Source organism: Nocardia aegles, from assembly GCF_052545135.1.
Genome location: NZ_JBQWRI010000001.1, coordinates 911,982 through 932,136 on the forward strand (window position 1 = coordinate 911,982; position 20,155 = coordinate 932,136).

Sequence of the window (20,155 nt, forward strand, 5' to 3'; positions counted from 1 at the left end):
GTAGCTGCCATGTCCATGCCGGACAACGACTCCCAACGCAAGACCATGGCTATCCGGGTAGACCCGGACATCCATGCGGAACTGAGTCTGATCGCTCAACTCCGCGGCCACACGCTGGCAGACGAACATCTGCAAGCCGTGCTGAATCACATCGAGAAAGCACGAGAGGAGGCCGACCTTGCGGAGCGCGCAGAAGAAGCGATAGCCGAGATCGAGCGCGAAGCAGCAATCCGACGAGATGCGATCAACCGGCTGCGACGTTCCAAGCCCGCGACAACCCCCGAGGCGAGCGAACCCAGCAGCACGGAACCGCCGGCTTCATCCCAGAAGCGTGGACGGCGCACCGCTGATCCGTCGACGGACTGAGCCAGGCACTTTCTTCAGGCCATGATGCTCGATTTCTGAGCACCAAGGTTCTGACGATTCCGATGGCTCAGCCGTGAGGGAAATCGAAGGTTCGGCAGGTCGGGAGCGTAAATGGTCACCGCCATTTTCCTCCTGCCTGCCGGGCTTCGGTGCCCTTCTAGAAAATGGTTTAAGGATGCAAAATGCACATCGATTGCACACTTCTAATTTAACCTGAATTTATCGTTTCATTTATTGATTTTCACAACTAGGCGAGTTATTCTGCGGTCAGAATACGGAAAGGCGGGAATTAAAAAGTGAGTTAGCGGTGAACTGGCATCGAGTGTGCGAGAAGGGAGGTGAAAATGAACACAAAAAAAGACAAAGTGGTTGAGGCCAGTCAGATGCTCCGGCTATTGGCTGGGGTTGCCATACGGATAGCCGATGGCGAGCCAATAAGCAAGAAGTGGCTGATCGATCAAATAGACAGCCCATCCCAAACTGGTGATGTGAACCGGTCGAGTTCTCAAGGTCCGCTGTTGACTGTGCCTGAATCGGCGAACCAATTGCGTATTAGTCGGTGGAGTATCTATGACCTGATCCATCGACGGCAGCTGCTATCCGTCAAGATCGGTCGTCGGCGGTTCATTCCGAGCAGCGAGCTACACCGCTATGTGAACTCACTGCCCTTAAGCGGAGGACAATTGTTATGAGCCGCCGCGTCAGGGGTGGAGGCAGCGTCTATAGGCGCAAGGATGGCCGATGGGAAGGCGCGGTATATCTGCCGACGGCTAGTGGTGCCTCGCGGCGAATCCGGATCTACGGAAAGACCGCCAAGGAAGTCAGCGACAAGCTGACGGTTCGGGTGGCCGATGTTGAGCGAGGTATACCTGCTCCTGAACGTTCGTGGACAGTTCGCGAGTATCTGGATTACTACCTCGCCGAAGTTGCGCCGAAAAAGTTGCGGCCATCAACCGTTGCGGTTTACGAGAGCATCGCCCACCTCTATGTAGAGCCATTATTCGGCTCACAATCGCTGACGCACCTGAGTGTTTCCGGCCTCCAGAAAGTAATGGATGAGCAACTGACCAGGGGTATGACTACATCAAGGGCCGTTCACGTTAAGACGGTGCTCATGTCGATGCTGACCCACGCGATGCGCGAAGATCTTGTAGCACGCAATGTTGCAAGACTGTTAAGTATCGGGCAATACGAACCGAAAGCGTTCACACCGTGGAGAGCTGATGAGGTAAGCCACTTCCTGAAGTCGAATCGCACTGAACGGCTGTATCCGGCTTTCCTCATGCTGTCTCTATACGGTATGAGGGAAGGCGAAATTCTTGGTCTACGTTGGTCAGACATCGACTGGGATCATGGAGTAGTCCGTGTCCGTCAGCAACTTTTGTCTGTGCGCAACAGGTTGCAAACAGGGCCACTGAAAACCAAACGAAGCAAACGGGATCTCCCGCTTCTCGCGCCGATTCGGCAAGCGTTGATCGACTACCGGAACGCCATTGCCGATCTCGGTATTCGACCGGTAGATGATTGGAATCTAGTATTCCGGACCGAAAGCGGAGAGCCTATGAAGGCTAGTAACTTTGCAAGCCTATTCCATAAGCTTGCAAGAAAAGCTGGTCTTCGACGTACGAAGTTGCATGGATTCCGGCACTCGGCTGCAACCATCCTCAAGAATTTTAGAGTTCCCGACAAAGATATCCAAATGATACTTGGCCATGCCCGGCTCGCGATCACTCAGGATGTCTACGAGCATGGCGACCTTGAAACGCAGATACATGGCCTGACTCGGCTGGAGCGTGCGCTATTGCATGAAGGTGACGGTGCGATTAGCCGTCAAGATTCACCGTCAAACCAGCATTTCGTTGCAGGATCGACATCATTTCAATCTGTTGAAATGTCATCAAAAGTCAAATTCGGTGGAAGTATACCATCTTTTGCCCCTCTTGCCTCAGACCCCGCCCTTACCCCAGTTATTCACCAACTCCGAGCACGAACAAACGTCCACATTTTCGGCACTTTAGCCGTCAGATTCACCGTCAAAAATGGTCACCACCACGAGCCGAATCCCGTGCTGTGGCAATGGATATCACTACGTGATGCCCTTGCTCCGCAGCCCAGACGGTTTGTCGATCGCCTTGCCATCACCGCCTCGACCACCAGGAGCCACGATTGAGAAAGAGCAGTACCCCACCGGAAGATCTCACCGTTCCGGGCGCACGTAAGAAATCTATCCTCCTCCTTCGCGTCTCCACCAAAGACCAGCTTACAACGGCTGTCGATATAGATCCTGACGGCCTCTCCATTGGCACCCAGCGTGCCGTGTCAGAAGACAAGTCGGAGAAGCTGAATGCTGACGTAGTAAAGGTCTTCATCGAACCGGGGTACTCGGCCGGGAAACTGACGATCGACGAGCGGCCCGTATTCCAGGAGCTGCTGACGTTCGTACGGACCAACCCTGACATCGACTATGTGATCGTCTACATGCGCTCGCGGATCTTCCGCAACCGCTACGAAGCAGCCATCGTGGACTACCAGCTCAAAAAAATGAGTATCCGCCTGATCAGTGCCAAGGAGGACTTCGGCGAAGGACCGTATGCCGAAGCCATCGAGGGCATGGTCGACGTGATGAATCACTTTACCAACAAGATTCAGGGCCTGGATATCCAGGAGAAGTTGCGGCGCAAGGCGGTTGATCTCGGTGGCACCATTTCCCGCGCCCGGCTGGGCTACCTGAACGTGCGGGTGGATCACGAAGGCACGCTGGTCAACTCTATTGCGGTTGATGCGAAGCGGGCACCGTTGGTGCGCAAGGCGTTCGAGCTGTATGCCACGGGCAAGTACCCGATCGAAAGGCTTGAGGCCACTATGGCCGATCTGGGCCTTACCACCAGACCGACGAAACGCTACCCGGAGCAGCCCGTATCAGGCAGCAAGCTGCATGACATGCTCAGCGATCCGTACTACGTCGGGTTCGTCGTCTACAAGGGCGACATCTATCCCGGCCGGCATGAGCCGATCATTACGCCAGAGTTGTTCGAGCAGGTGCAGGAAGTGATGAAGGCCCGCAGCGGCCGAGGCCAGCGGGATCGGGTACACCACCACTACCTCAAAGGCTTCCTGTTCTGCGATCGGTGCCACCAGCACGGCCGGACCAGCCGCCTGATCTTCGCTGAGGTCACCGGGCGCGGCGGCATCAAGTACCAATACTTCGTCTGCCGCGGCCGGGAGGATGGGCTTTGCAATCTGCCGCATCTTCGCGTCGAATTGGTCGAGCAGGCCATCATCGACCACTACGAAACCCTGTGCCTGCCGGACGACTTCGTGCGTGAGCTTTGTAGCCTCCTGGACGAAACTCTGGCCGATGAATCCGCCGGTGTGAAGGAACGCCACGCCGCCTTACAGCGGCAGCTGAAGAAGCTGGATCAACAGGAAGACCGTCTGGTTGCCGCTCTCGCCGACGACACCATGCCGACAGGCAAGATCAAGGCGAAGATTCAGGAGATCACCATCCAGCGCGCCCGTATCCAAGCGGGACTGACCAACACGGCGGCAGAACTGAGTCTTGGTGTTGGGATGCTGCGGGACGCGCTCCGTCTGGTCGCCAATCCCCGCCAGCTGTACCTGGGCGGCACGGACGCGATCCGTCGCCTGCTCAACGAAACATTCTTCGAGCGGTTCTACCTGGACGACCCCGACGTGGCTGCGGACGAGAAGACGCCACTCTTCACCGAACTGCACGATGCTCACCGGGCCTACCGACACCGCACGGGTACCGCTCCGGTCGGTATCCAGTTGGCTGTCGGACGAGCCGAGCATGAATCCGGGGACAGATCGAACAGGGCGAAACGGCGGAAGCTACCACCTGCCTCAGATCCAACCGCTGAGCAGCAGGTCAACGAGGGAAATGCCCCCGGAAACGACTCGGGCCTTACCCTTGCCAGTGTCTTTTCAGTCACTGGTTCAGGTAAGGCCGCGCTGGTCGGGCTGACAGGATTTGAACCTGCGACCACTTGACCCCCAGTCAAGTGCGCTACCAAACTGCGCCACAGCCCGTCGCGTCCGCTGTGCGGGCGCTCGAAGAGATTACCGCACCAGGCTGGAGGGGTGCTAATCGCCTGGTCAGAGTGGGTTGAAGTGTTGGGTTGACGGGGGTGGATCGCCGATGGGGGAGGGGCGTGCGGTCGGCGGCAGTCGTCCACGTGGTCTACCGCCCATTGGGCGAACGTGCGGGCGGGATCGCAGGCACCGCGGATCCCAGCCCATGAACTCGAAATCGGTCGCGTGTGCAACGATGTCGGTCGGCGCGGACATACGTCAAAGCGAGTCGCCCTCCGGCGACGACTGCGATGGCACCTGCACGACCGTCAAGTTCGAACGTTTGCGCAGCGTGAAACCGAGCGTCGCGTACAAGCGGATCGCCGCGGTATTGTCGGCGCGGGCGTGCAGGAACGGTGTCTCACCACGCGCGCGGATGCCCGCGCCGACCGCGCGAACCAGGCGGGTGGCGAAGCCATGGCCGCGGAATTCGGGATCGGTGCATACGGCGCTGATCTCGGTCCATCCCGGCGGGTGCAGCCGCTCCCCAGCCATCGCCACCAGTTCGCCGTCGACCCGCAGACCCAGATAGGTGCCCATTTCGATGGTCCGCGGCGCATACGGGCCGGGTTGGGTGCGAGCGATCAGCGCGAGGATCTCGGGCACGTCCGCCGCGGTGAGCACCTCCAGTTCCGGGTCATGGGCGACGTCCAGCGCGGTGCCGTCCATCTGCACCGAGTCCAGGTGGTTCAGCACCGTCCAGCCGTCGGGCGGCTCGTGGCCGAAGCCGCGCAACGCGGTGCTGGCGCCCGGTCCGAGCAGCGTGGCCAGGTCGGTCCAGTCTTGTTCGTCCAGCCTCGGCGGGTGGCCGACGAACCTGGCGACCTCAGGGTCGTAGCGGCCGATCCGTCCCACCCAGCTGGCGAACCGGTGGTGCGCACCACGCAGCGACGCCCGCACCGGGTCGTCGAGCGGGTGCAGCGAGGTATCGACGTCGACAATCGACTCAGTGGTCACCGCGCACTCCTCCACAACAGCGTCCGACGAGAGAACGTTAGCGAGGCGCATGATCGTCGGACACGGGTTGCGCTCAGCGCGATTCCGGGGCATCGACCCGCCTGGTGGGGTAGCCGGGGAGCAGGTGCGCCGTCCTCGTACCTGGGCTACAACGCATCGCCCGACCGATCCCGCGGCGGGGAGTGCCTCCGACTCGCGCCGCGAGCCTTGCAGGTTGAATGCGCTCGCGCACTTCGCATTCCGCATCCGACCGGCAGCTGTCGCGTCCAGCGGCATCGACGTGTAGCGTGGCTGGCCGGGCGGCGCGGATAGGAGCGGACTGGTGCGTGTCCATCATCTCGATGCCGGCGGAACTCGTCCCTTCGGAGGCCGTTTGTTCGACGGCCGGCCGGGGTTTCGGCGTGCGGCCGCCGGAGCGTCTCATTGCTTGGTGATCGAGCACTCCGCTGGGCTGGTCCTGGTCGACACGGGTTACGGCGAGCAGGCGCTGGCCCGGCCGGATGTCTGGGTGGGGCGTGAACTCATCCGGCAATCGAATCCGGTGCTCGACCAGCCGATCGCCCGGCAGATCGAAGCGCTCGGTTTCTCCCGCGACGACGTCCGGGACATCATCGTGACGCACCTCGATCTCGATCACGCCGGTGGCCTCGCCGATTTTCCGCAGGCCACCGTGCATGTGCACCGCGCGGAACTCGACGCCGTCGCCGGGCCGTTCGGTCGGCGCGAGAAGTTGCGGTATCGGCCGGTGCAATTCGAGCACGGGCCCGCGTGGTCGGTGTACGACGAATCCGACAGCGACGCGGAGCACTGGTTCGGTTTCCAGGCGGTGCGTGCACTGCGGGGGCTGCCCGCAGAAATACTCGTGATTCCACTGGCCGGACACACACGCGGTCACGTCGGTGTCGCCGTCGACACCGGAGACGGCTGGCTGTTGCACGCCGGTGACGCATACACCTACCACGGGCAGATGCGTGCGCAGCAGTCGATGCCCTTGGGTGCGCGTCTCTTTCAGTGGTATGTCGACACTCGGCGGCAGTCGCGGATCGAAAACCAGGAGCGGCTACGTGAACTCGTCCGCGACAACGGCGACGCAGTAACAATCTTCTCCGCCCACTGTGCGACGGAGTTCGAACGTCTCCGCGGTTGACGCCCGGCGTCCGCGGCGCACGCGTCGTCGGTGATCCAACGCCAGGGATCGACTGGTGTCCGCGGTCGGGTTCAGCGCCGGAGGATCCCGCGTCGCGTTGCGGAAGAGCTTTCGGCGAAGGCTCGCCCGTGCCCTGGCGAGCAGCGGTGATTCCGGCGCCGGTGCGACAGCTCCCCACTATTGAGACACGGGCTGGTACGAGCGCGCGCGGTGCCCAGCTGCGGCTGGGCGGACGTGGCCCGACATGCGCGCCGACGGTCGAGGCGCGAGCCGTAACCAGTACCGGTATGTGCGGGACATGCTCGTCGACCGGCTGATCCGCGGCCGCCCGTACGGCGCGGTGCGCGTGCAGGGCTGGGAGGATTTCGACCGCCGCGCCGACCGCGTCGTGTGCATCGGAGCACTGGAGCACCTTCCGGTGGACCGCCACAGGGAGTTCTTCGACTTCTGGCCTCGTCCGCCGGACGGCCGTGTCAGCGAGTCGCTCCGGTCGAGAACAGGTCGTCGTCGCCGCTCGACGGACTCATGTCGGGTGTGCCGGGGTCCGCGGCCCATTGGACGTCGTCGCGCGGACGCCGGATGGGCAACGCCAACCGGCGTCTGCGGAGCTTGAGGTTGATGAGCGTCATGTCGCCGTGGTAGTGGTCGAGGACGCGACGGTCCATGACCGTACGCCACAGCGGCGGGATCGCGGCGAGCACCACCATGGTGGCGTAGCCCGCGGGCAGCTGGGGCGCCACATCGCTGCTGCGCAGGGTCTGGTACCGGCGGCCGGGGTTGGCGTGGTGGTCGCTGTGGCGCTGGAGGTGGAACAGGAAGATGTTGGTGACCAGGCGGTCGCTGTTCCAGCTGTCGCGCGGCGAGCAGCGAGCGTAACGGCCGTCGGGGCGGCGGACGCGCAGCAGCCCGTAGTGTTCGACGTAGTTGACGGTTTCCAGCAGACCCGCGCCGATCAGCGCTTGGATAACGAGGTATGGCGTGATTGCGGGGCCGAAGGTCACGATCAGGCCGCCGAACAGCACCGCGCTCATCGTCCAGGCCTGCAGGAGATGATTGCCGGGGCTGAACCAGCGTTTGCCGTTACGGGCCAGGCGCGTGCGTTCCAACTCCAGCGCCGACCGGAATCCGCCCACCATGGTGCGCGGTAGGAATTGCCACAGCGATTCACCGAAGCGAGCGCTGGCCGGGTCCTCGGGCGTGGCCACGCGGACGTGGTGGCCGCGGTTGTGCTCGACGAAGAAGTGCCCGTATCCGGACTGGGCGAGCGCGATCTTGGCCAGCCACCGTTCGAGATGTTCGACGCGGTGGCCGAGTTCGTGTGCGGCGTTGATGCCGATACCCGAGACGAAGCCGAGGGTGACCGCCAAGCCGAGTTTGTCGGCCAAACTCAGCTCGTGGCTGGCCCACATGTAGCCGGCGATCAGCAGGCCGACGAATTGCATCGGCAGGAACAGGAAGGTGCACCACCGGTAATAGCGATCGTTGGTCAGCGCCTCGTAGTCTTCGTCGCGAGGGTTGCTTCCGTCGTCGCCGATGACCCAATCCAGCAAGGGGATCACCCCCAGCACGATGATCGGGCCGATCCACCAGAACACTTCCAGTCCGGTGTGTGCAACCAGTGTGGAAGGTAGCAGCGCGCAACCCGGGGCGATCAAACCCAGAATCCACAGGTAGCGCTTGGGGTCGCGGGCTCGCGTGTGCTCGAAGATCGTCATAGTCATCTCGCCGATCCGTGAGGACGACACTCAACCGACAGTTCCGACTGCGGACAACACCTGAACCATGCGCGCCAATCCAGGATAACTGGAAGTTCGCTGAGTGGTAGTGAACTGTGGAAACCGTCGTCTGAGCGGGTAATCCCCGGCGTATGAACGCGATCCGACGATCGATCGGCCGGCAGGTGTGCGAGGCGAATCCTGAGCGCGTTGCCCGTTCGATTCGGCGTGGTGTGGCCGGGATCGGGACCGGTGCGCGTTTGTGTCACAGCGACGTCGGAAGCCTGGAGGCCGTGCCGATTTGGGCAGCGAAGTTTCGACATCCGGTCGTCGGACAGTCGGAGTTGCCGCGCCGGGTACGGGTCGATTCCTGCCGGATGTCCGAATGTCACCGGTGTGCACTCCTGAGTGGCTCAGGCCGGCGGGGGTGAGCCAACTCCGACATTCGAACCTTTCTGTCCCGAATTCGACCCAGCTGACCAGCGATTAAGAAGCAAACGTCCTGCAAATCGTGCGCCGGAATCGAGATCCGGGGCACTGGGAGATCTGGGGAGTGCAGCCCGCCCAGCGCACGAACATCCGCGCTTCTCCGGGCAGGCAGGTCGGCCGCGGCTCGGTCGTGAAACCGGGCCGCGGCCGACCATCGTGCATGAAGCTCACGGCACTACGAGCACAACCGCTGTGCCGGCCCTGCAAGTCAGATACCGAAGGTATCCGAGTGTGTCGTGCTTTCGCAAATCAGGGCAGCGCCCCGCAGTTGGAGGCAGTGGGCTGGCCCGCGAGTCGTTCGTTCATCCAGTCCTGCGAGGCGCCGAGTGACGGGAAGAATGTCAGCACGTGGGTAACCCGCAATCCGGTGATGACGCTGGGTATCTCGGCATTCGCGTCCAGTTGGATCGGCGCGCCGCCGCCGCACCAGCTGCTGGCCAGTTCCCGGACGGGCACGTACGGCGCGCCCTCGTCGGCCTGGTTGGAGGCGATGAGGACGGGCACTCCCGGGGTCAGCGTGCCGACCCGCTGGTCGTTGAACGCCGCCTTCAACACCGGGGACTGATCGATCACCGCGTTCAGTGGCTGCCCGCTGGTGGTCCACTGCGAGGTGTTCGGGAACTGCTGGGCCAGTCCGAGCGGCACGGCGCACTTGTCCATCGACTCGCGCATGATCGCCTTACCGGTGTCGTTGAGTTCGGCGTCGAGCACCGGCCGGGTTTCGGGATAATCGGCGGCGATGCCGTTGAGGATCCACGCGAAGGCCGGTCCGAGTGGGGCTCGTCCGTCGTTGAAGGCGATGAAGTACTCGTCGTCCACCACCGGCCCGCCGACGTAGGCGCCCCGCACGTTCAGGTCGGAGGCGTAGCTCGGCTGCAGTTCGGCCGCGCCCGCGGAGGCCATGCCACCCTGGGAGTATCCGTACAGAACGACGGGCGAGCCGGGATTGAGGCTGGTGCCCGGCAATTGCAGCGCCGCGCGCGCGGCGTCGAGGACCGCGTAGGCCTGAGATTTGCGGTTGAGATAGTCGTGCACATCCGGTGTACCCAGACCGTGGTAGTCGGTCACCACCACCGACATGCCGCGGGCCAGCAGCGTGTAGATCGCCAGTACGTCGTATTCGACGATCACGTCGAACGGAGGCTGGTATTGGATGAATTGCGCCAGCAATTTCGACGGCGCGCACTGATCGCCTTGTCCCTTGGTGCCGACCGCGTAGGAGACCAGCGGTCGTTCGCCCGGCCCGGTCCACGGCTGGGACGGCTCCAGATAGGTCCCCGTCACCGCGGTGCGCGCACCGTGGGTATCGCTGCTGGTGTACATGATGCGCGTCGACGTCGCGGGGATCTGCCCCGGCTGCCCCGGGACCGAGATCGCCAGCCGCGAACCTTCGGTGCGGATGATGGAGCCCGGTGCGCCCGCGAGTGTCGCGGGCGGGATGTAGAAATCGTCGCCGGCCACGGATTCCCCGGCCGGTTCCGTCCATGCGTGTGGGGCGGCGACCGCCCCACCCCCGACCACGAGGAGGGTTCCCGTCAAAGCTGTGGCCAATCTGAGTATTCGGCTCCTCACGATGCGATCCTTCCTGCGATTGGGATACCCCTGGCATCTAGAATCGGATACTGAGAGTATCTGTAAGGGGTCGAAATTGTCCTGGAATGGCGATGAGTGTCGGCGGCCTGCGGGGGCGGAGCGTTCACGGCCGACGCGAGTGCAGCGCCAGGCGCGGACGCGCGCCGTTTTGATCGCGACCGCCAAGCGGCTTTTTCTCCAGGACGGTTATCAGGCCACGACGCTGGACAAGGTCGCGAAAACCGCCGGTTTCACCAAAGGCGCGGTCTATTCGAACTTCGGCACCAAAGACGACTTGTGTCTGGCGGTGCTGGACGAAATTCACGGTGAGCGAGCGGCGGAGGTCGCCGAGATCATCGCCGCGCCCACGGCCGCCCAGCGGCTGACGCGAATGACCGAATGGGCCGAACGGGTGGTCGGCGAGCCCGGCTGGACGCAGTTGGAACTGGAGTTCAGTGTGCACGCGCGGCGTGACGAGCATCTGCGCGCCGAGCTGGCGACCCGGCTCGACAACATCGTGGGCATGGTCGGCGCTGCTCTGCGGGCGAGCGACGATCTCGATATCCCGATGCCTCGCGCCGACGCCGCTGTCGCCGTGCTGGCCCTCGGTGTCGGGCTGGGTCTGTTCCGGTCGATCGATCCCGGCATTCCGGTCGCGGGAATGATCTCCGCGCTGCGCGCCATCGCAGGGTTGTCGGCGGACGGCTGATCGAGCGGCGCGCGTCCGGTCCCGCGCGGCGGCGCTGCGTCGGTCTTGCGGTCCCGCCGTACCGCGCTAATATAAGTCTAGTCTTATCAAAGGAGGTTGTTATGGCGCTGCTGACCGATCCCGCCGCCATCGCCGGGCTGGTGACCCGCGAAGTCCGTACCGGATCCCGCGACGGCGTACCCACCCGAATCGCTGTCGCCCGGCGGGACTACCCGACCGATCGAGCGGATCTCTGGGATGCGCTCACCGATAGCGAGCGAATCCCGCGGTGGTTCCTGCCGATCAGCGGCGATCTACGGGTCGGCGGCCGCTACCAGCTGCACGGCAACGCCAACGGTGTCGTCGAACAGTGCGACGCGCCGGAGCGGTTCGCCGTGACCTGGGAGATGGGACCGCAGGTTTCCTGGCTCACGGTTGTTCTCACGCCGACCGCGGCCGGCACCGAATTGGAGTTGCTGCACGAGGCGCCGATCGCCCCCGAATTCTGGGCGCAGTACGGACCGGGCGCGGTGGGCGTGGGTTGGGATCTGGCGCTCATGGGTCTCGGGCTGCACTTGTCGAGCGGAGATCCGGTGGATCCGGCCGAGGGGCTCGCCTTCCCGACTACGCCAGAGGGCCTGACGTTCGTCCGGACGGCGGCTCTCGGCTGGGCGGCGGCAGCCGTCGGTGACGGAGACGACCCGGCGGCCGCGAACTCGGCGGCGCTGCGGACCATCGACTTCTATACGGTTACCCCCGAGGACGGCTCCGAGGCCTGATGGATGGGTCCCCGGCGAAGATTTTCGAGGCGCTCGGCGATCCGGTCCGCCGGTTCATCCTCGAAATGGTGGCAGCCGCGGAGCAGCCCGCGGGCGCGCTGGTCGCCGCCGTACAACAGCGCACGCCGATCTCTCAGCCGGGCGTCTCCCAGCACCTCAAGGTGCTTCGCGACGCGGGGCTGGTGCGGGTCCGAGCCGAGAGCACGCGACGGATCTATGCCCTGGACCCGGCCGGTGTCGATGCGGCCCGGGCCTGGCTGACCGGGTTGGCGGACCCGATGCGCCAGTTCGCTCAGCCGCTCGACGCGCTCGCGACGGAGATCGCTCGTGGAAGACGAGCGCGCCGCGGCACAGGGAGCGGCCGGGCCGGCGAAGCGGATTCCGGCAGTCGGGCTCGCCACGCCTAGTGGTGCGGGTCGATCCGCTCAGCAGCGGCCGAACACGACCGCCGCGTTGTGGCCGCCGAATCCGTACGAGTTGTTCAGCGCGTATTCGATGGTCTGGGTGCGTGCGCTGCCGTGCACGATGTCGAGATCGATCTCGGGATCCCGGTTGTCGAGGTTCAGCGTGGGTGGCACCACCCCGTCGCGCACGCTGAGCACGGTCAGGGCGGCTTCCACCGCGCCGACCGCGCCTACGGAATGTCCCAGCGCGGATTTGGGCGCGTAGACCGAGGGATGGTCGCCTACCGCCGCCCGGATCCCTCTGGCTTCGGCCAGGTCGCCGAACGAGGTGGCGGTGGCATGGGCGTTGACATGGTCGATGTCCGTGCCGCTCACGCCTGCCGTCTCGAGTGCGCGGCGCATCGCGCGAGTGTTTCCCGCGCCGTCGGGATGGGGCGCGACCATGTGGTAGCCGTCGGCGGTCAGGCCCGCGCCCAGCAGCCGGGCCAGGGGTTTCGCACCCCGCGCGCGTGCGTGATCCTCCGACTCCAGCACGAACAGCGCGGCGGCTTCGCCGAAGACGAAGCCGTCGCGGTCCCGGTCGAACGGGCGTGACGCGCGCTCGGGCTCGTCGACCCGGGTGCTCAACGCCCGCATCATCGCGAATCCGGCCACCGCCAGGGCGTTGATGCGGCTTTCCACGCCGCCGGCCACGATCATGTCGGCTTCCCCGAGGATGATCGACCGCCACGCGTGTACCAGTGCCTCGCATCCGGAAGCGCATGCCGACACGGGCGTGAGCACGCAGGCTCGCGCACCGAGCTCCAACCCGACCACCGCGGCGGCGCCGTTCGGCATGGCCATCGGCACCGCGAAGGGAGACACCTTGCGATAGCCGGATTCCCGCATCAGGTCGTGGGACTCGATGATCGTGTCAGCGCCACCGAGACCGGTGCCGATGCAGACGCCGAGCCGATCGGGGTCGACCTCCGGCCTGCCCGCGGTCGCCCAGATCCGGTGGCCCATGACATAGGCGACCTGCTGGATGTAGGACATGCGGCGCTTCTGCACGCGGCTGAGCTCATCGGTCGGATCGAGCTCGAACTGGCCGCCGATGTCGACCGGGACATCGGAGCGCTCGAAGTCGGGACCGCGCATTTTGGCGATCCCGGTTTCTCCGGCGAGCAGTCCCTTCCACGTCGCATCGGTGTCGGCGCCGACCGCGGTCGACATCTCGACAGCGGTGACGACCACACTCCGAAAACCCCCGTTGCTGCTGGAGAAGCTCGCGAAATCGGACATCGAACTCCTTCTTTCGGCTAGTCGGCTCGGATGCTCCAGCGAGGCTATGTGCGCGCCGGAATCCCGGGGTAGTAGTCCGAGTACCGATCACCGCAACGATCGGCCCCCAACTACTGCCTCGAGGTGTGTGCGGTCTCGCCGACGTCGGTTCCGGTGTTGTCGTGTATGACTGTCGCCGGGCTGGAGGCTGTGCGTCCTGCGGAGACTGTGGTGATGCCCGGGTACGCGTCCGACGAAACACCGCCGCCGGAACCGGCGCTGCGAGCACTACCCGAGGCCCACGGCCGCGGTGCGCGCTCCGTACCGAACTTCCGCGCACGTCCGGATCATCAGCCCGCGGCGGAACCAGGCCCGGGAACCGCGGTCTCGGTCTGTGCGGCGGAATCGGTGCGTCGCCGTTCTTCCCCGGTCTCCTCGGGCTGGTCGCCGTCGTGCAGTGCGCGCGGGACACCGAAGAGTTTCAGCAACGGCGCCGTCATCGCCGTGGTGATCAATGCCATCAGGACCAGTAGCGAGTACAGCCGCTCGTTGATGACGCCGATCGTCAGGCCCACGTTCAAGATCACTAATTCCGTCAACCCGCGGGTATTCATCAGTGCCGCGAGGGCCGCGGATTCGGTGCGGCCGGCGCGGCCGAAACGAGCCGCCACATAGGTGCCGCCGAGCTTCCCCGCGAGCGCGGCGAACATGATCGCGGCGAACTCGCCGATACCGGCGCGATCGAGGGTGCCCAGATCGACCTGGAGACCCGCCACCACGAAGAACGCGGGCAGGAAGATGCTGCTCAGGAGCTGGGCGCCGCTGTCGACGGCCGCTCGCAACCGCCGAGGGAAGACGACCCCGAACAGGAACGCGCCGAAGATCAGGTGCAACCCGATCCATTCGGTGGTCGCACCCAGCAGCAGAGCGCCCGAGACGCCGATGAAGACCATGGTGGATGGGTTCTTCTCGGATCCGGCGCCCGCGAGGCGATCCAGCGCGGGACGCACCGCCCACCACAACACCACGACCAGCGGAACGAACAACAGCAACCGCCAGTGGTGACCGAGGCCCGGCCGGGCGACGCCGATGACCACCGCCAAGACACACCAGGCGAGAACGTCGTCCAGTGCGGCGCAGGTCATGGCCGACTGGCCCAGCCGGGTGCCGAGCAGCTTGCGGTCGTGCAGGATCCGGGCCAGCACCGGGAACGCCGTGACGGCCAGCGCGCAACCGATGAAGAGTGCGAAGTTCAACCGGTTGCCGCCGTCGTGCCGGGCCAGCGCCCACACCGCGACGGCGGAACCGAGCGCGAACGGGGTGAGGTAGGCCGACAGTGCGATCGCCGTGACCGACCGCCGCCGCCCGGCGACAGACCGGAGATCCATCTCGAGGCCCGCTGAGAACATGAAGATCATCACGCCGACATTCGCGAATGCGGTGAGATACGAGCGGATGTCGTGCGGGAAGACTGTTTCGGACAAGTGCGCCCCGAGTACGGTCGGGCCCGCGAGTATGCCTGCCATGATCTCGCCGATCACCGGAGGCTGGCCCAACCTCTGCGCCAGCCATCCCAGCAGACGCGCCGCGGCCACGATCGCTACGAGATCCAGTAACAAGAAGATCATCTGGTCGCTCGGCAACGCCTCGACTCCGTTCGACACCGAGGACCTCGCGGGAGCGGATTCGACACGGGCACCGGGCATCTCCGTAGCGCATCCACCGCAGCGCCGAACCCCGGAACATGGACTGCCTGCGCTGAGACGATATCGCACCGGCCCGGCGTACGAGGGCGGAGAGTGATCCACCACACGCTTGCGCGTATTCGGGACACCGACCGGCGCACGGTGTGCATTCCGCCGCGAAAGATTCGGTCGATGGCTGTTCTCTGATTCCCGAACTGCCCGTGGGACTGTCGCCGGGCCGCCTACACCGGAGTGCCTCGCTACTCGGTATTTCCGTGGTGGCGGGGGTGTGGTTCATAGTTGGTGCACCGGTCCCACGGCGAAGGAGATCATGGTGCCCATCGCGAATTTCGGCACGAAGGACGATCCTGGTTTCGAGCTGGCGCAGAGTCCCGATCTGATCGTGGTGCGCACGCACAGCGGTCGCGGGATCCGGCGGCAATGGGGGTCGGTGCGCACACCCCTCGGTGCTGAACTAGACGACGCGACACTGGTGCAGGCCTACCCGGAGGCGGGGGTCGAGGTCTACCGGCTGCCCGCGGGATCGAGGTCGGTTCAGGAGCGCAAGCCGGTGCTCGACGCCGCGCCGGAAGTGCGGTTCGCCGGGCACGTCCTGGTGGATCCGGGCACTGGGGAACCGGTGCTCTATACCGAGAACATCTTCGTGAAGTTCGTCGACCGCGTCGACCGCGAGCATTGTCTCGCCGTGCTGGGCGCGACGAATCTGACTGTGAAGCAGACGGTTTCGTACGCCACCAACGCGTACTTCACGGCGGCGCCGGAGGGTACCGGCCAGCAAGTGTTCGACATCGCCAACTCGCTGCTGAATCGCGACGACGTCGAGTACTGCCATCCCGAGCTGATCCGCAGCCGCGCCAAGAAGACGATCTTTCCCCAGCAGTGGCATCTGAAGAAGACCACCATCGGCGGTGTCACGATCGACGCGCACGCCGGAGTGGAAGCCGCCCATGCGATCACCCGCGGGGCCGGGGTGACGATCGCGATCATCGACGACGGTGTCGACATCGACCATCCCGAATTCGCCGGTGCCGCCAAGATCGTCGCGCCACGGGACGTCACCGTGAAGACCGGCGATCCGCGCCCGAAGGACAGCTTCGGCACCGGACCCGACAACGGTGACAATCACGGCACCGCGTGCGCGGGCGTGGCGTGCGCCAACGGCACGGCCGGAGCATCCGGAGTGGCGCCGGAATCCGCGCTGATGCCGATCCGGCTCGCCTCCGGGCTCGGTTCGCACGCCGAGGCGGACGCTTTCCAGTGGGCCGCCGATCACGGTGCGGACGTCATCTCGTGCAGTTGGGGCCCGGCCGACGGCGCATGGTTCCAGCCGAGCGATCCCGTGCACAACCGGGTCGTGGCGCTGCCCGCGAGCACCAGACTGGCGATCGAACACGCCGTCACCAGCGGCCGCGGCGGAAAGGGCTGTGTGGTGCTGTTCGCGGCGGGCAACGGCAACGAGTCCGTCGACAACGACGGCTACGCGAGTTTCTCGAAGGTCATCGCGGTCGGGGCCTGCAACGACACCGGTAAGCACAGTGTCTACAGCGATTACGGCAAAGCGGTCTGGTGCGCGTTCCCCAGCAGCGACATCGGGTACCGCGCCTTCGAGCATCCCGACCCGCTGACGCCGGGGATCTGGACGGTAGATCGGCACGGTGCGGACGGCTACAACCCCGGCACGGCGGCGTCGGGCGATGCGGCGGGCGACTACACCAACGACTTCGGCGGCACGTCCAGCGCTTGTCCGGGCGCCGCCGGGACGGTGGCCCTGATGTTGTCGGTGAATCCCGATCTGACCTGGGACGAGGCGAAGAACCTGCTGAAAGGCGCCTGCGACAAGATCGATCCGCAGGGCGGCGGCTATGGGGCCGACGGGCACAGCGAGAAGTACGGGTACGGCAGGATCAACGCCCTCGCCGCTGTGCGAGCGGCGCGGCCCACGGAAGCCGAGTCCGCCGCCGAAGCGGTGCTGGGCGTGGGAGGAGACTGAAGGGGTGGCGGCGGACGATGCCCGGCTGATCGTGGTGGACGCGGCGAATGTCATCGGTTCGCGGCCCGACGGATGGTGGCGCGACCGCTCCGGTGCCGCTCGGCGCTTGCTCGAACGGATGACCGGATTGCCGGCGCGTCTGGCGGAATCCGCCGAGGTGATCGTGGTGCTCGAGGGAGCGGCGAAGGCCGCGGTCGATGCGACGCATCCGGAGGTCGGCGGCCTGCGGGTGGTGCGGGCGGACGGTTCCGGGGACGACGCCATCGTCGGTGTGGTGGCCGCGGCTCGCGGGGCGGACGGTAGCCGCCCGATCACTGTGGTGACGGCGGACCGGGAACTGCGTGACCGGGTGGCGGCCTTCGGTGCGGAGGTGGTCGGTCCGAGCTGGCTGCTCGGTCGCGTCGGCTCGTGACACGGTCAGCGCCGGGCGCAGTCGGTATCGCATTGATGACGCCCGGCGTTTCACCCGTCCGTCCAGTCCGTTTTGCGGCACTCTGAGCGGTATGACCGCCTCCGACGTCGTGGGGATGCCGTTGCTCTACCTGGTCGAGATCTCCGAGCCAGGTTACTTCAATCGGCCGTGGTGGAAGATCGCCAGCACCGGCGCGCCGAGTCAGGTTCGTGCCGCGCTCGCCGAGCTGGCCGTCCGGGTCGAGCGGGACGTTCAGCGCGCGGGCGGCGCCGGTCGGTGCTGGTACCGCTATGACGTGCGGTGGTCCGACGGCGCGGTGCTCGAATGTTTCCAGGGAGCGATCCGATCGATCCTGATTCCCGGTGAGTTGCGCTGCCTGGCCGTCGCCCTGACCTCGGCGACGGCCGTCGATCTGCGTTCTGCCGAGCGTCCGTGGTACTGAATCGCCCGCCCGGCCGACGTGAGTAGAGCCCCCTGGCTTTGCGGCGACCGGACGTCTGCGTCGGGTACCGCGCTGCGCTACGGACCGCTGTAGCATCGGCCGAGGTGCCATTGCTCCAGCTCGAGTCGGTAGCGGCGACTTTCGGGGGGCCGGGCGGACGATGAGGGCCGGCACGGTATCCGCTGTCGCGGGTGCGGGTTGGAGCGCCGTCGACGGGGTCTGCCGAGCGGGTCGACGGGCGCTGTAGGCGTGTGACTGCCAGGTGAAGGTTCCAGCGGCGATTCGGCTCATGCCGCGTGCGACCGGTCTGCTCCCATCCCGGACAGCACCGTGCCGCCGAGCCGATCGATGCCGGCTACCGCGGTGGACGAGGCCGCCTGCCTCGCCGCCGACCGTAGCGCTCGCATCGGAGGTAGTGGACCGTCATGATTCGCTCGATCGTGCGAACCGCGACCGCGTTGACGGTCGCCGCCGGTATGTGGTTCGCGGGGACTCCGGTGCCCGTGGTCGCGGCGGCGCCGCTGGAGGTGTTCGTGACCGGCGGCGGGATCTCCGGACGCGCCGTCGATGGGATCGTCGAATACCTGGGCATCCCGTTCGCCGCGCCCACCGGGGGCGAAGCGCGGTTCGCGCCGCCACGCCCCGTATCGCCGTGGCCCGGTGTGCGCCCTGCGCGCGACCACGGGCCGCAGTGTCCGCAGACGGGATACCTGCCCGGCATACCGCCGCTCGGCTCTACCGGCGAAGATTGTCTGACCATCGACATCTACGCGCCGGACGGCGCCCGCGACCGCCCGCTCCCCGTCATGGTGTTCTTCCACGGTGGCGGCTATCTCGACGGCTCCAACAGCGAATACGACGGGCCCACCCGGATGGCCGCCGACGGCGACGTCATCGTGGCCATCCCCAATTACCGCCTCGGGCCGTTCGGCTTCCTGGCGCTGCCCGAACTGACGGCCGAATCCGGCGGAGCCACCGGAACGGTCGCCATCATGGACCAGCAAGCCGCGCTGCGCTGGGTGCGCGACAACGCGCACGTCTTCGGTGGTGATCCGGGCAATGTCACGATCTTCGGTGAGTCGGCGGGCGCCGTGAGCGTCTGCACACACTTCGCCGCACCCGGTTCCGATGCGCTGTTCGCCAAGGCGATCATCCAGAGCGGTCCCTGCGCCCAAGCGCCCTTGGCCCCCAGCGACCGGGAGGATGCTTTCGCGCGCTCGCAGCGCTACGCGGACAGCGTCGGCTGCCGCGACGCCGCAACCCGGCTGGCCTGCCTGCGCGCACTGCCCGTAGCGACACTCCTGGACTCGCCGAGCGCCCGATCCGAAGGCCAGAATCCGATCTGGTTTCCGAGCATCGACGGCGTCGTCATCACCCGGACACTCGACGCCGGCTTGGTGGGGGACGCCAGGAAGGCGCCGGTCATGATCGGGACCACCAGCGCGGAAGGCGGGCTGATCATCGCCGAAACCGACTATGCCCGCGGCCACATCCCGGACGCGGCGAGCTACGAACGTTTCGTGCGCCAATCCTTCGGCGTCGACGCCGATCGAGTCCTGGCCCGATATCCGCTGGACCGATTTCCCTCACCGTCAGCCGCCCAGAGCGCGGTGATCACCGACAGCGGGCTCGCGTGTCCCACGTTGTCCACCAGCCGAACGGCGCGCGGTGCCGGGCATCCGCTGTGGCAGTACGAATTCGACCAGGCGCCGCTCGGCGACGCCAATCCGGTTCTGCCCGGCGCCTTTCACTCCGCCGAACTCTACTATTTGCTCACCCGATTCATGGGCGTGCCGATTCCCTGGACCGGTGCGTCCGCCGCTTTCGCCGTGCAAATGCAACGATGGTGGACCACCTTCGCCCACACCGGTGACCCGAACGCGCCCGGTTCGCCCGAATGGCAGCCCTGGCCGGAGTCGACCGGCGCCGATGGACCCGCCCTGCTCATGCGGGCGACCGGCAGTTTCATGACGGAGGACTTCGCGGCCGGACACGATTGTGCCTTCTGGGCGGAGATCAACCGCTGATTCCCTCGCCGAGGCTGCTGATCACGGTCCGGACCGGTCGAACACGAGATGCGGGCGCGGCTGTTGCTCGCCTCGCCGAGGGGATCCCTCGTGATCTTGCCGCTCCGCG

At 65.5% G+C, this 20,155-nt stretch carries 17 protein-coding genes, 1 tRNA gene and 1 pseudogene; 13 read left to right on the forward strand and 6 right to left on the reverse strand.

Annotated elements, in window-relative coordinates:
- Positions 1-9: 9 nt before the first annotated feature.
- From ACT89H_RS04455 to ACT89H_RS04470, 4 genes are all read left to right on the forward strand, one after another.
- Positions 10-366: a hypothetical protein gene (locus ACT89H_RS04455; protein ID WP_445107155.1), complete on the forward strand. Its 357-nt coding sequence runs from the start codon at positions 10-12 to the stop codon at positions 364-366.
- Positions 367-710: 344 nt separating this feature from the next.
- Complete coding sequence (locus ACT89H_RS04460) at positions 711-1,058, forward strand: helix-turn-helix domain-containing protein (protein WP_445107156.1); 348 nt, start codon at positions 711-713, stop codon at positions 1,056-1,058.
- Positions 1,055-2,536: a tyrosine-type recombinase/integrase gene (locus tag ACT89H_RS04465; RefSeq protein WP_445107157.1), complete on the forward strand. Its 1,482-nt coding sequence runs from the start codon at positions 1,055-1,057 to the stop codon at positions 2,534-2,536. The genes ACT89H_RS04460 and ACT89H_RS04465 overlap by 4 nt, the downstream gene beginning before the upstream one ends.
- The gene (locus ACT89H_RS04470) at positions 2,533-4,377 is read left to right on the forward strand and encodes a recombinase family protein (RefSeq protein ID WP_445107158.1); all 1,845 of its coding nucleotides are present in this window, start codon (positions 2,533-2,535) and stop codon (positions 4,375-4,377) included. Before ACT89H_RS04465 ends, ACT89H_RS04470 begins: the two co-directional genes overlap by 4 nt.
- Here the strand turns inward: ACT89H_RS04470 and ACT89H_RS04475 are convergent.
- Together ACT89H_RS04475 and ACT89H_RS04480 are read right to left on the reverse strand one after the other, a co-directional pair.
- Positions 4,340-4,416 (reverse strand) — tRNA-Pro (locus ACT89H_RS04475). The two genes, ACT89H_RS04470 and ACT89H_RS04475, sit on opposite strands and share 38 nt — an antisense overlap.
- Before the next feature lie 261 nt (positions 4,417-4,677).
- Positions 4,678-5,415 carry a GNAT family N-acetyltransferase gene (locus ACT89H_RS04480; RefSeq protein ID WP_445107159.1) on the reverse strand — a complete coding sequence of 246 codons (738 nt, stop codon included), beginning with the start codon at positions 5,413-5,415 and terminating at the stop codon, positions 4,678-4,680.
- A 322-nt stretch (positions 5,416-5,737) separates the two neighbouring features.
- Here ACT89H_RS04480 and ACT89H_RS04485 point away from each other — a divergent pair, with 322 nt between their 5' ends.
- Positions 5,738-6,562, forward strand: a complete 825-nt coding sequence (locus ACT89H_RS04485) for an MBL fold metallo-hydrolase (protein WP_445107160.1) — start codon at positions 5,738-5,740, stop codon at positions 6,560-6,562.
- 244 nt (positions 6,563-6,806) lie between these two features.
- Positions 6,807-7,004, forward strand: a pseudogene (locus ACT89H_RS04490) (class I SAM-dependent methyltransferase); the annotation flags it as partial.
- Between the two features lie 31 nt (positions 7,005-7,035).
- On the opposite strand, the gene ACT89H_RS04495 reads toward ACT89H_RS04490, so the two are convergent.
- Both ACT89H_RS04495 and ACT89H_RS04500 read right to left on the reverse strand, forming a co-directional pair.
- Positions 7,036-8,283 carry an alkane 1-monooxygenase gene (locus tag ACT89H_RS04495; RefSeq protein WP_445107161.1) on the reverse strand — a complete coding sequence of 416 codons (1,248 nt, stop codon included), beginning with the start codon at positions 8,281-8,283 and terminating at the stop codon, positions 7,036-7,038.
- Positions 8,284-9,015: 732 nt separating this feature from the next.
- Positions 9,016-10,317 (reverse strand): lipase family protein, encoded by a 1,302-nt coding sequence (locus ACT89H_RS04500; protein WP_445107162.1) that lies wholly within the window; start codon positions 10,315-10,317, stop codon positions 9,016-9,018.
- A 190-nt stretch (positions 10,318-10,507) separates the two neighbouring features.
- Between ACT89H_RS04500 and ACT89H_RS04505 the strand changes: the two genes are divergently transcribed.
- The 3 genes from ACT89H_RS04505 (at position 10,508) to ACT89H_RS04515 (ending at position 12,212) form a co-directional block, all read left to right on the forward strand.
- Positions 10,508-11,047 carry a TetR/AcrR family transcriptional regulator gene (locus ACT89H_RS04505; RefSeq protein ID WP_445107163.1) on the forward strand — a complete coding sequence of 180 codons (540 nt, stop codon included), beginning with the start codon at positions 10,508-10,510 and terminating at the stop codon, positions 11,045-11,047.
- A 101-nt stretch (positions 11,048-11,148) separates the two neighbouring features.
- On the forward strand, positions 11,149-11,805 hold the full coding sequence (locus tag ACT89H_RS04510; protein ID WP_445107164.1) for an SRPBCC family protein: 657 nt from the start codon (positions 11,149-11,151) through the stop codon (positions 11,803-11,805).
- A complete protein-coding gene (locus tag ACT89H_RS04515; RefSeq protein ID WP_445107165.1) occupies positions 11,805-12,212 on the forward strand; it encodes an ArsR/SmtB family transcription factor in 408 nt (135 codons plus the stop codon). Before ACT89H_RS04510 ends, ACT89H_RS04515 begins: the two co-directional genes overlap by 1 nt.
- A gap of 18 nt (positions 12,213-12,230) precedes the next feature.
- Here the strand turns inward: ACT89H_RS04515 and ACT89H_RS04520 are convergent, their stop codons facing one another.
- Together ACT89H_RS04520 and ACT89H_RS04525 are read right to left on the reverse strand one after the other, a co-directional pair.
- On the reverse strand, positions 12,231-13,490 hold the full coding sequence (locus ACT89H_RS04520) for a KasA/KasB family beta-ketoacyl-ACP synthase (RefSeq protein WP_445107166.1): 1,260 nt from the start codon (positions 13,488-13,490) through the stop codon (positions 12,231-12,233).
- A gap of 329 nt (positions 13,491-13,819) precedes the next feature.
- The gene (locus ACT89H_RS04525) at positions 13,820-15,133 is read right to left on the reverse strand and encodes a cation:proton antiporter (protein ID WP_445107167.1); all 1,314 of its coding nucleotides are present in this window, start codon (positions 15,131-15,133) and stop codon (positions 13,820-13,822) included.
- Positions 15,134-15,488: 355 nt separating this feature from the next.
- Between ACT89H_RS04525 and ACT89H_RS04530 the strand changes: the two genes are divergently transcribed.
- From ACT89H_RS04530 to ACT89H_RS04545, 4 genes are all read left to right on the forward strand, one after another.
- Complete coding sequence (locus ACT89H_RS04530) at positions 15,489-17,165, forward strand: S8 family peptidase (RefSeq protein WP_445107168.1); 1,677 nt, start codon at positions 15,489-15,491, stop codon at positions 17,163-17,165.
- Between the two features lie 4 nt (positions 17,166-17,169).
- Positions 17,170-17,577, forward strand: a complete 408-nt coding sequence (locus ACT89H_RS04535) for an NYN domain-containing protein (RefSeq protein WP_445107169.1) — start codon at positions 17,170-17,172, stop codon at positions 17,575-17,577.
- A gap of 91 nt (positions 17,578-17,668) precedes the next feature.
- On the forward strand, positions 17,669-18,019 hold the full coding sequence (locus ACT89H_RS04540) for a hypothetical protein (protein WP_445107170.1): 351 nt from the start codon (positions 17,669-17,671) through the stop codon (positions 18,017-18,019).
- A gap of 425 nt (positions 18,020-18,444) precedes the next feature.
- Complete coding sequence (locus ACT89H_RS04545; protein WP_445107171.1) at positions 18,445-20,046, forward strand: carboxylesterase/lipase family protein; 1,602 nt, start codon at positions 18,445-18,447, stop codon at positions 20,044-20,046.
- The last annotated feature ends 109 nt before the right edge of the window (positions 20,047-20,155 follow it).

Bases quoted from the DNA above. Each gene is read 5' to 3' on its own strand.
- ACT89H_RS04520 (WP_445107166.1), bottom strand. From the start codon at position 13,490: ATGTCCGATTTCGCGAGCTTCTCCAGCAGCAACGGGGGTTTTCGGAGT.
- ACT89H_RS04495 (WP_445107161.1), bottom strand. From the start codon at position 8,283: ATGACTATGACGATCTTCGAGCACACGCGAGCCCGCGACCCCAAGCGC.
- ACT89H_RS04460 (WP_445107156.1), top strand. From the start codon at position 711: ATGAACACAAAAAAAGACAAAGTGGTTGAGGCCAGTCAGATGCTCCGG.
- ACT89H_RS04540 (WP_445107170.1), top strand. From the start codon at position 17,669: ATGACCGCCTCCGACGTCGTGGGGATGCCGTTGCTCTACCTGGTCGAG.
- ACT89H_RS04455 (WP_445107155.1), top strand. From the start codon at position 10: ATGTCCATGCCGGACAACGACTCCCAACGCAAGACCATGGCTATCCGG.
- ACT89H_RS04545 (WP_445107171.1), top strand. From the start codon at position 18,445: ATGATTCGCTCGATCGTGCGAACCGCGACCGCGTTGACGGTCGCCGCC.
- ACT89H_RS04465 (WP_445107157.1), top strand. From the start codon at position 1,055: ATGAGCCGCCGCGTCAGGGGTGGAGGCAGCGTCTATAGGCGCAAGGAT.
- ACT89H_RS04510 (WP_445107164.1), top strand. From the start codon at position 11,149: ATGGCGCTGCTGACCGATCCCGCCGCCATCGCCGGGCTGGTGACCCGC.
- ACT89H_RS04515 (WP_445107165.1), top strand. From the start codon at position 11,805: ATGGATGGGTCCCCGGCGAAGATTTTCGAGGCGCTCGGCGATCCGGTC.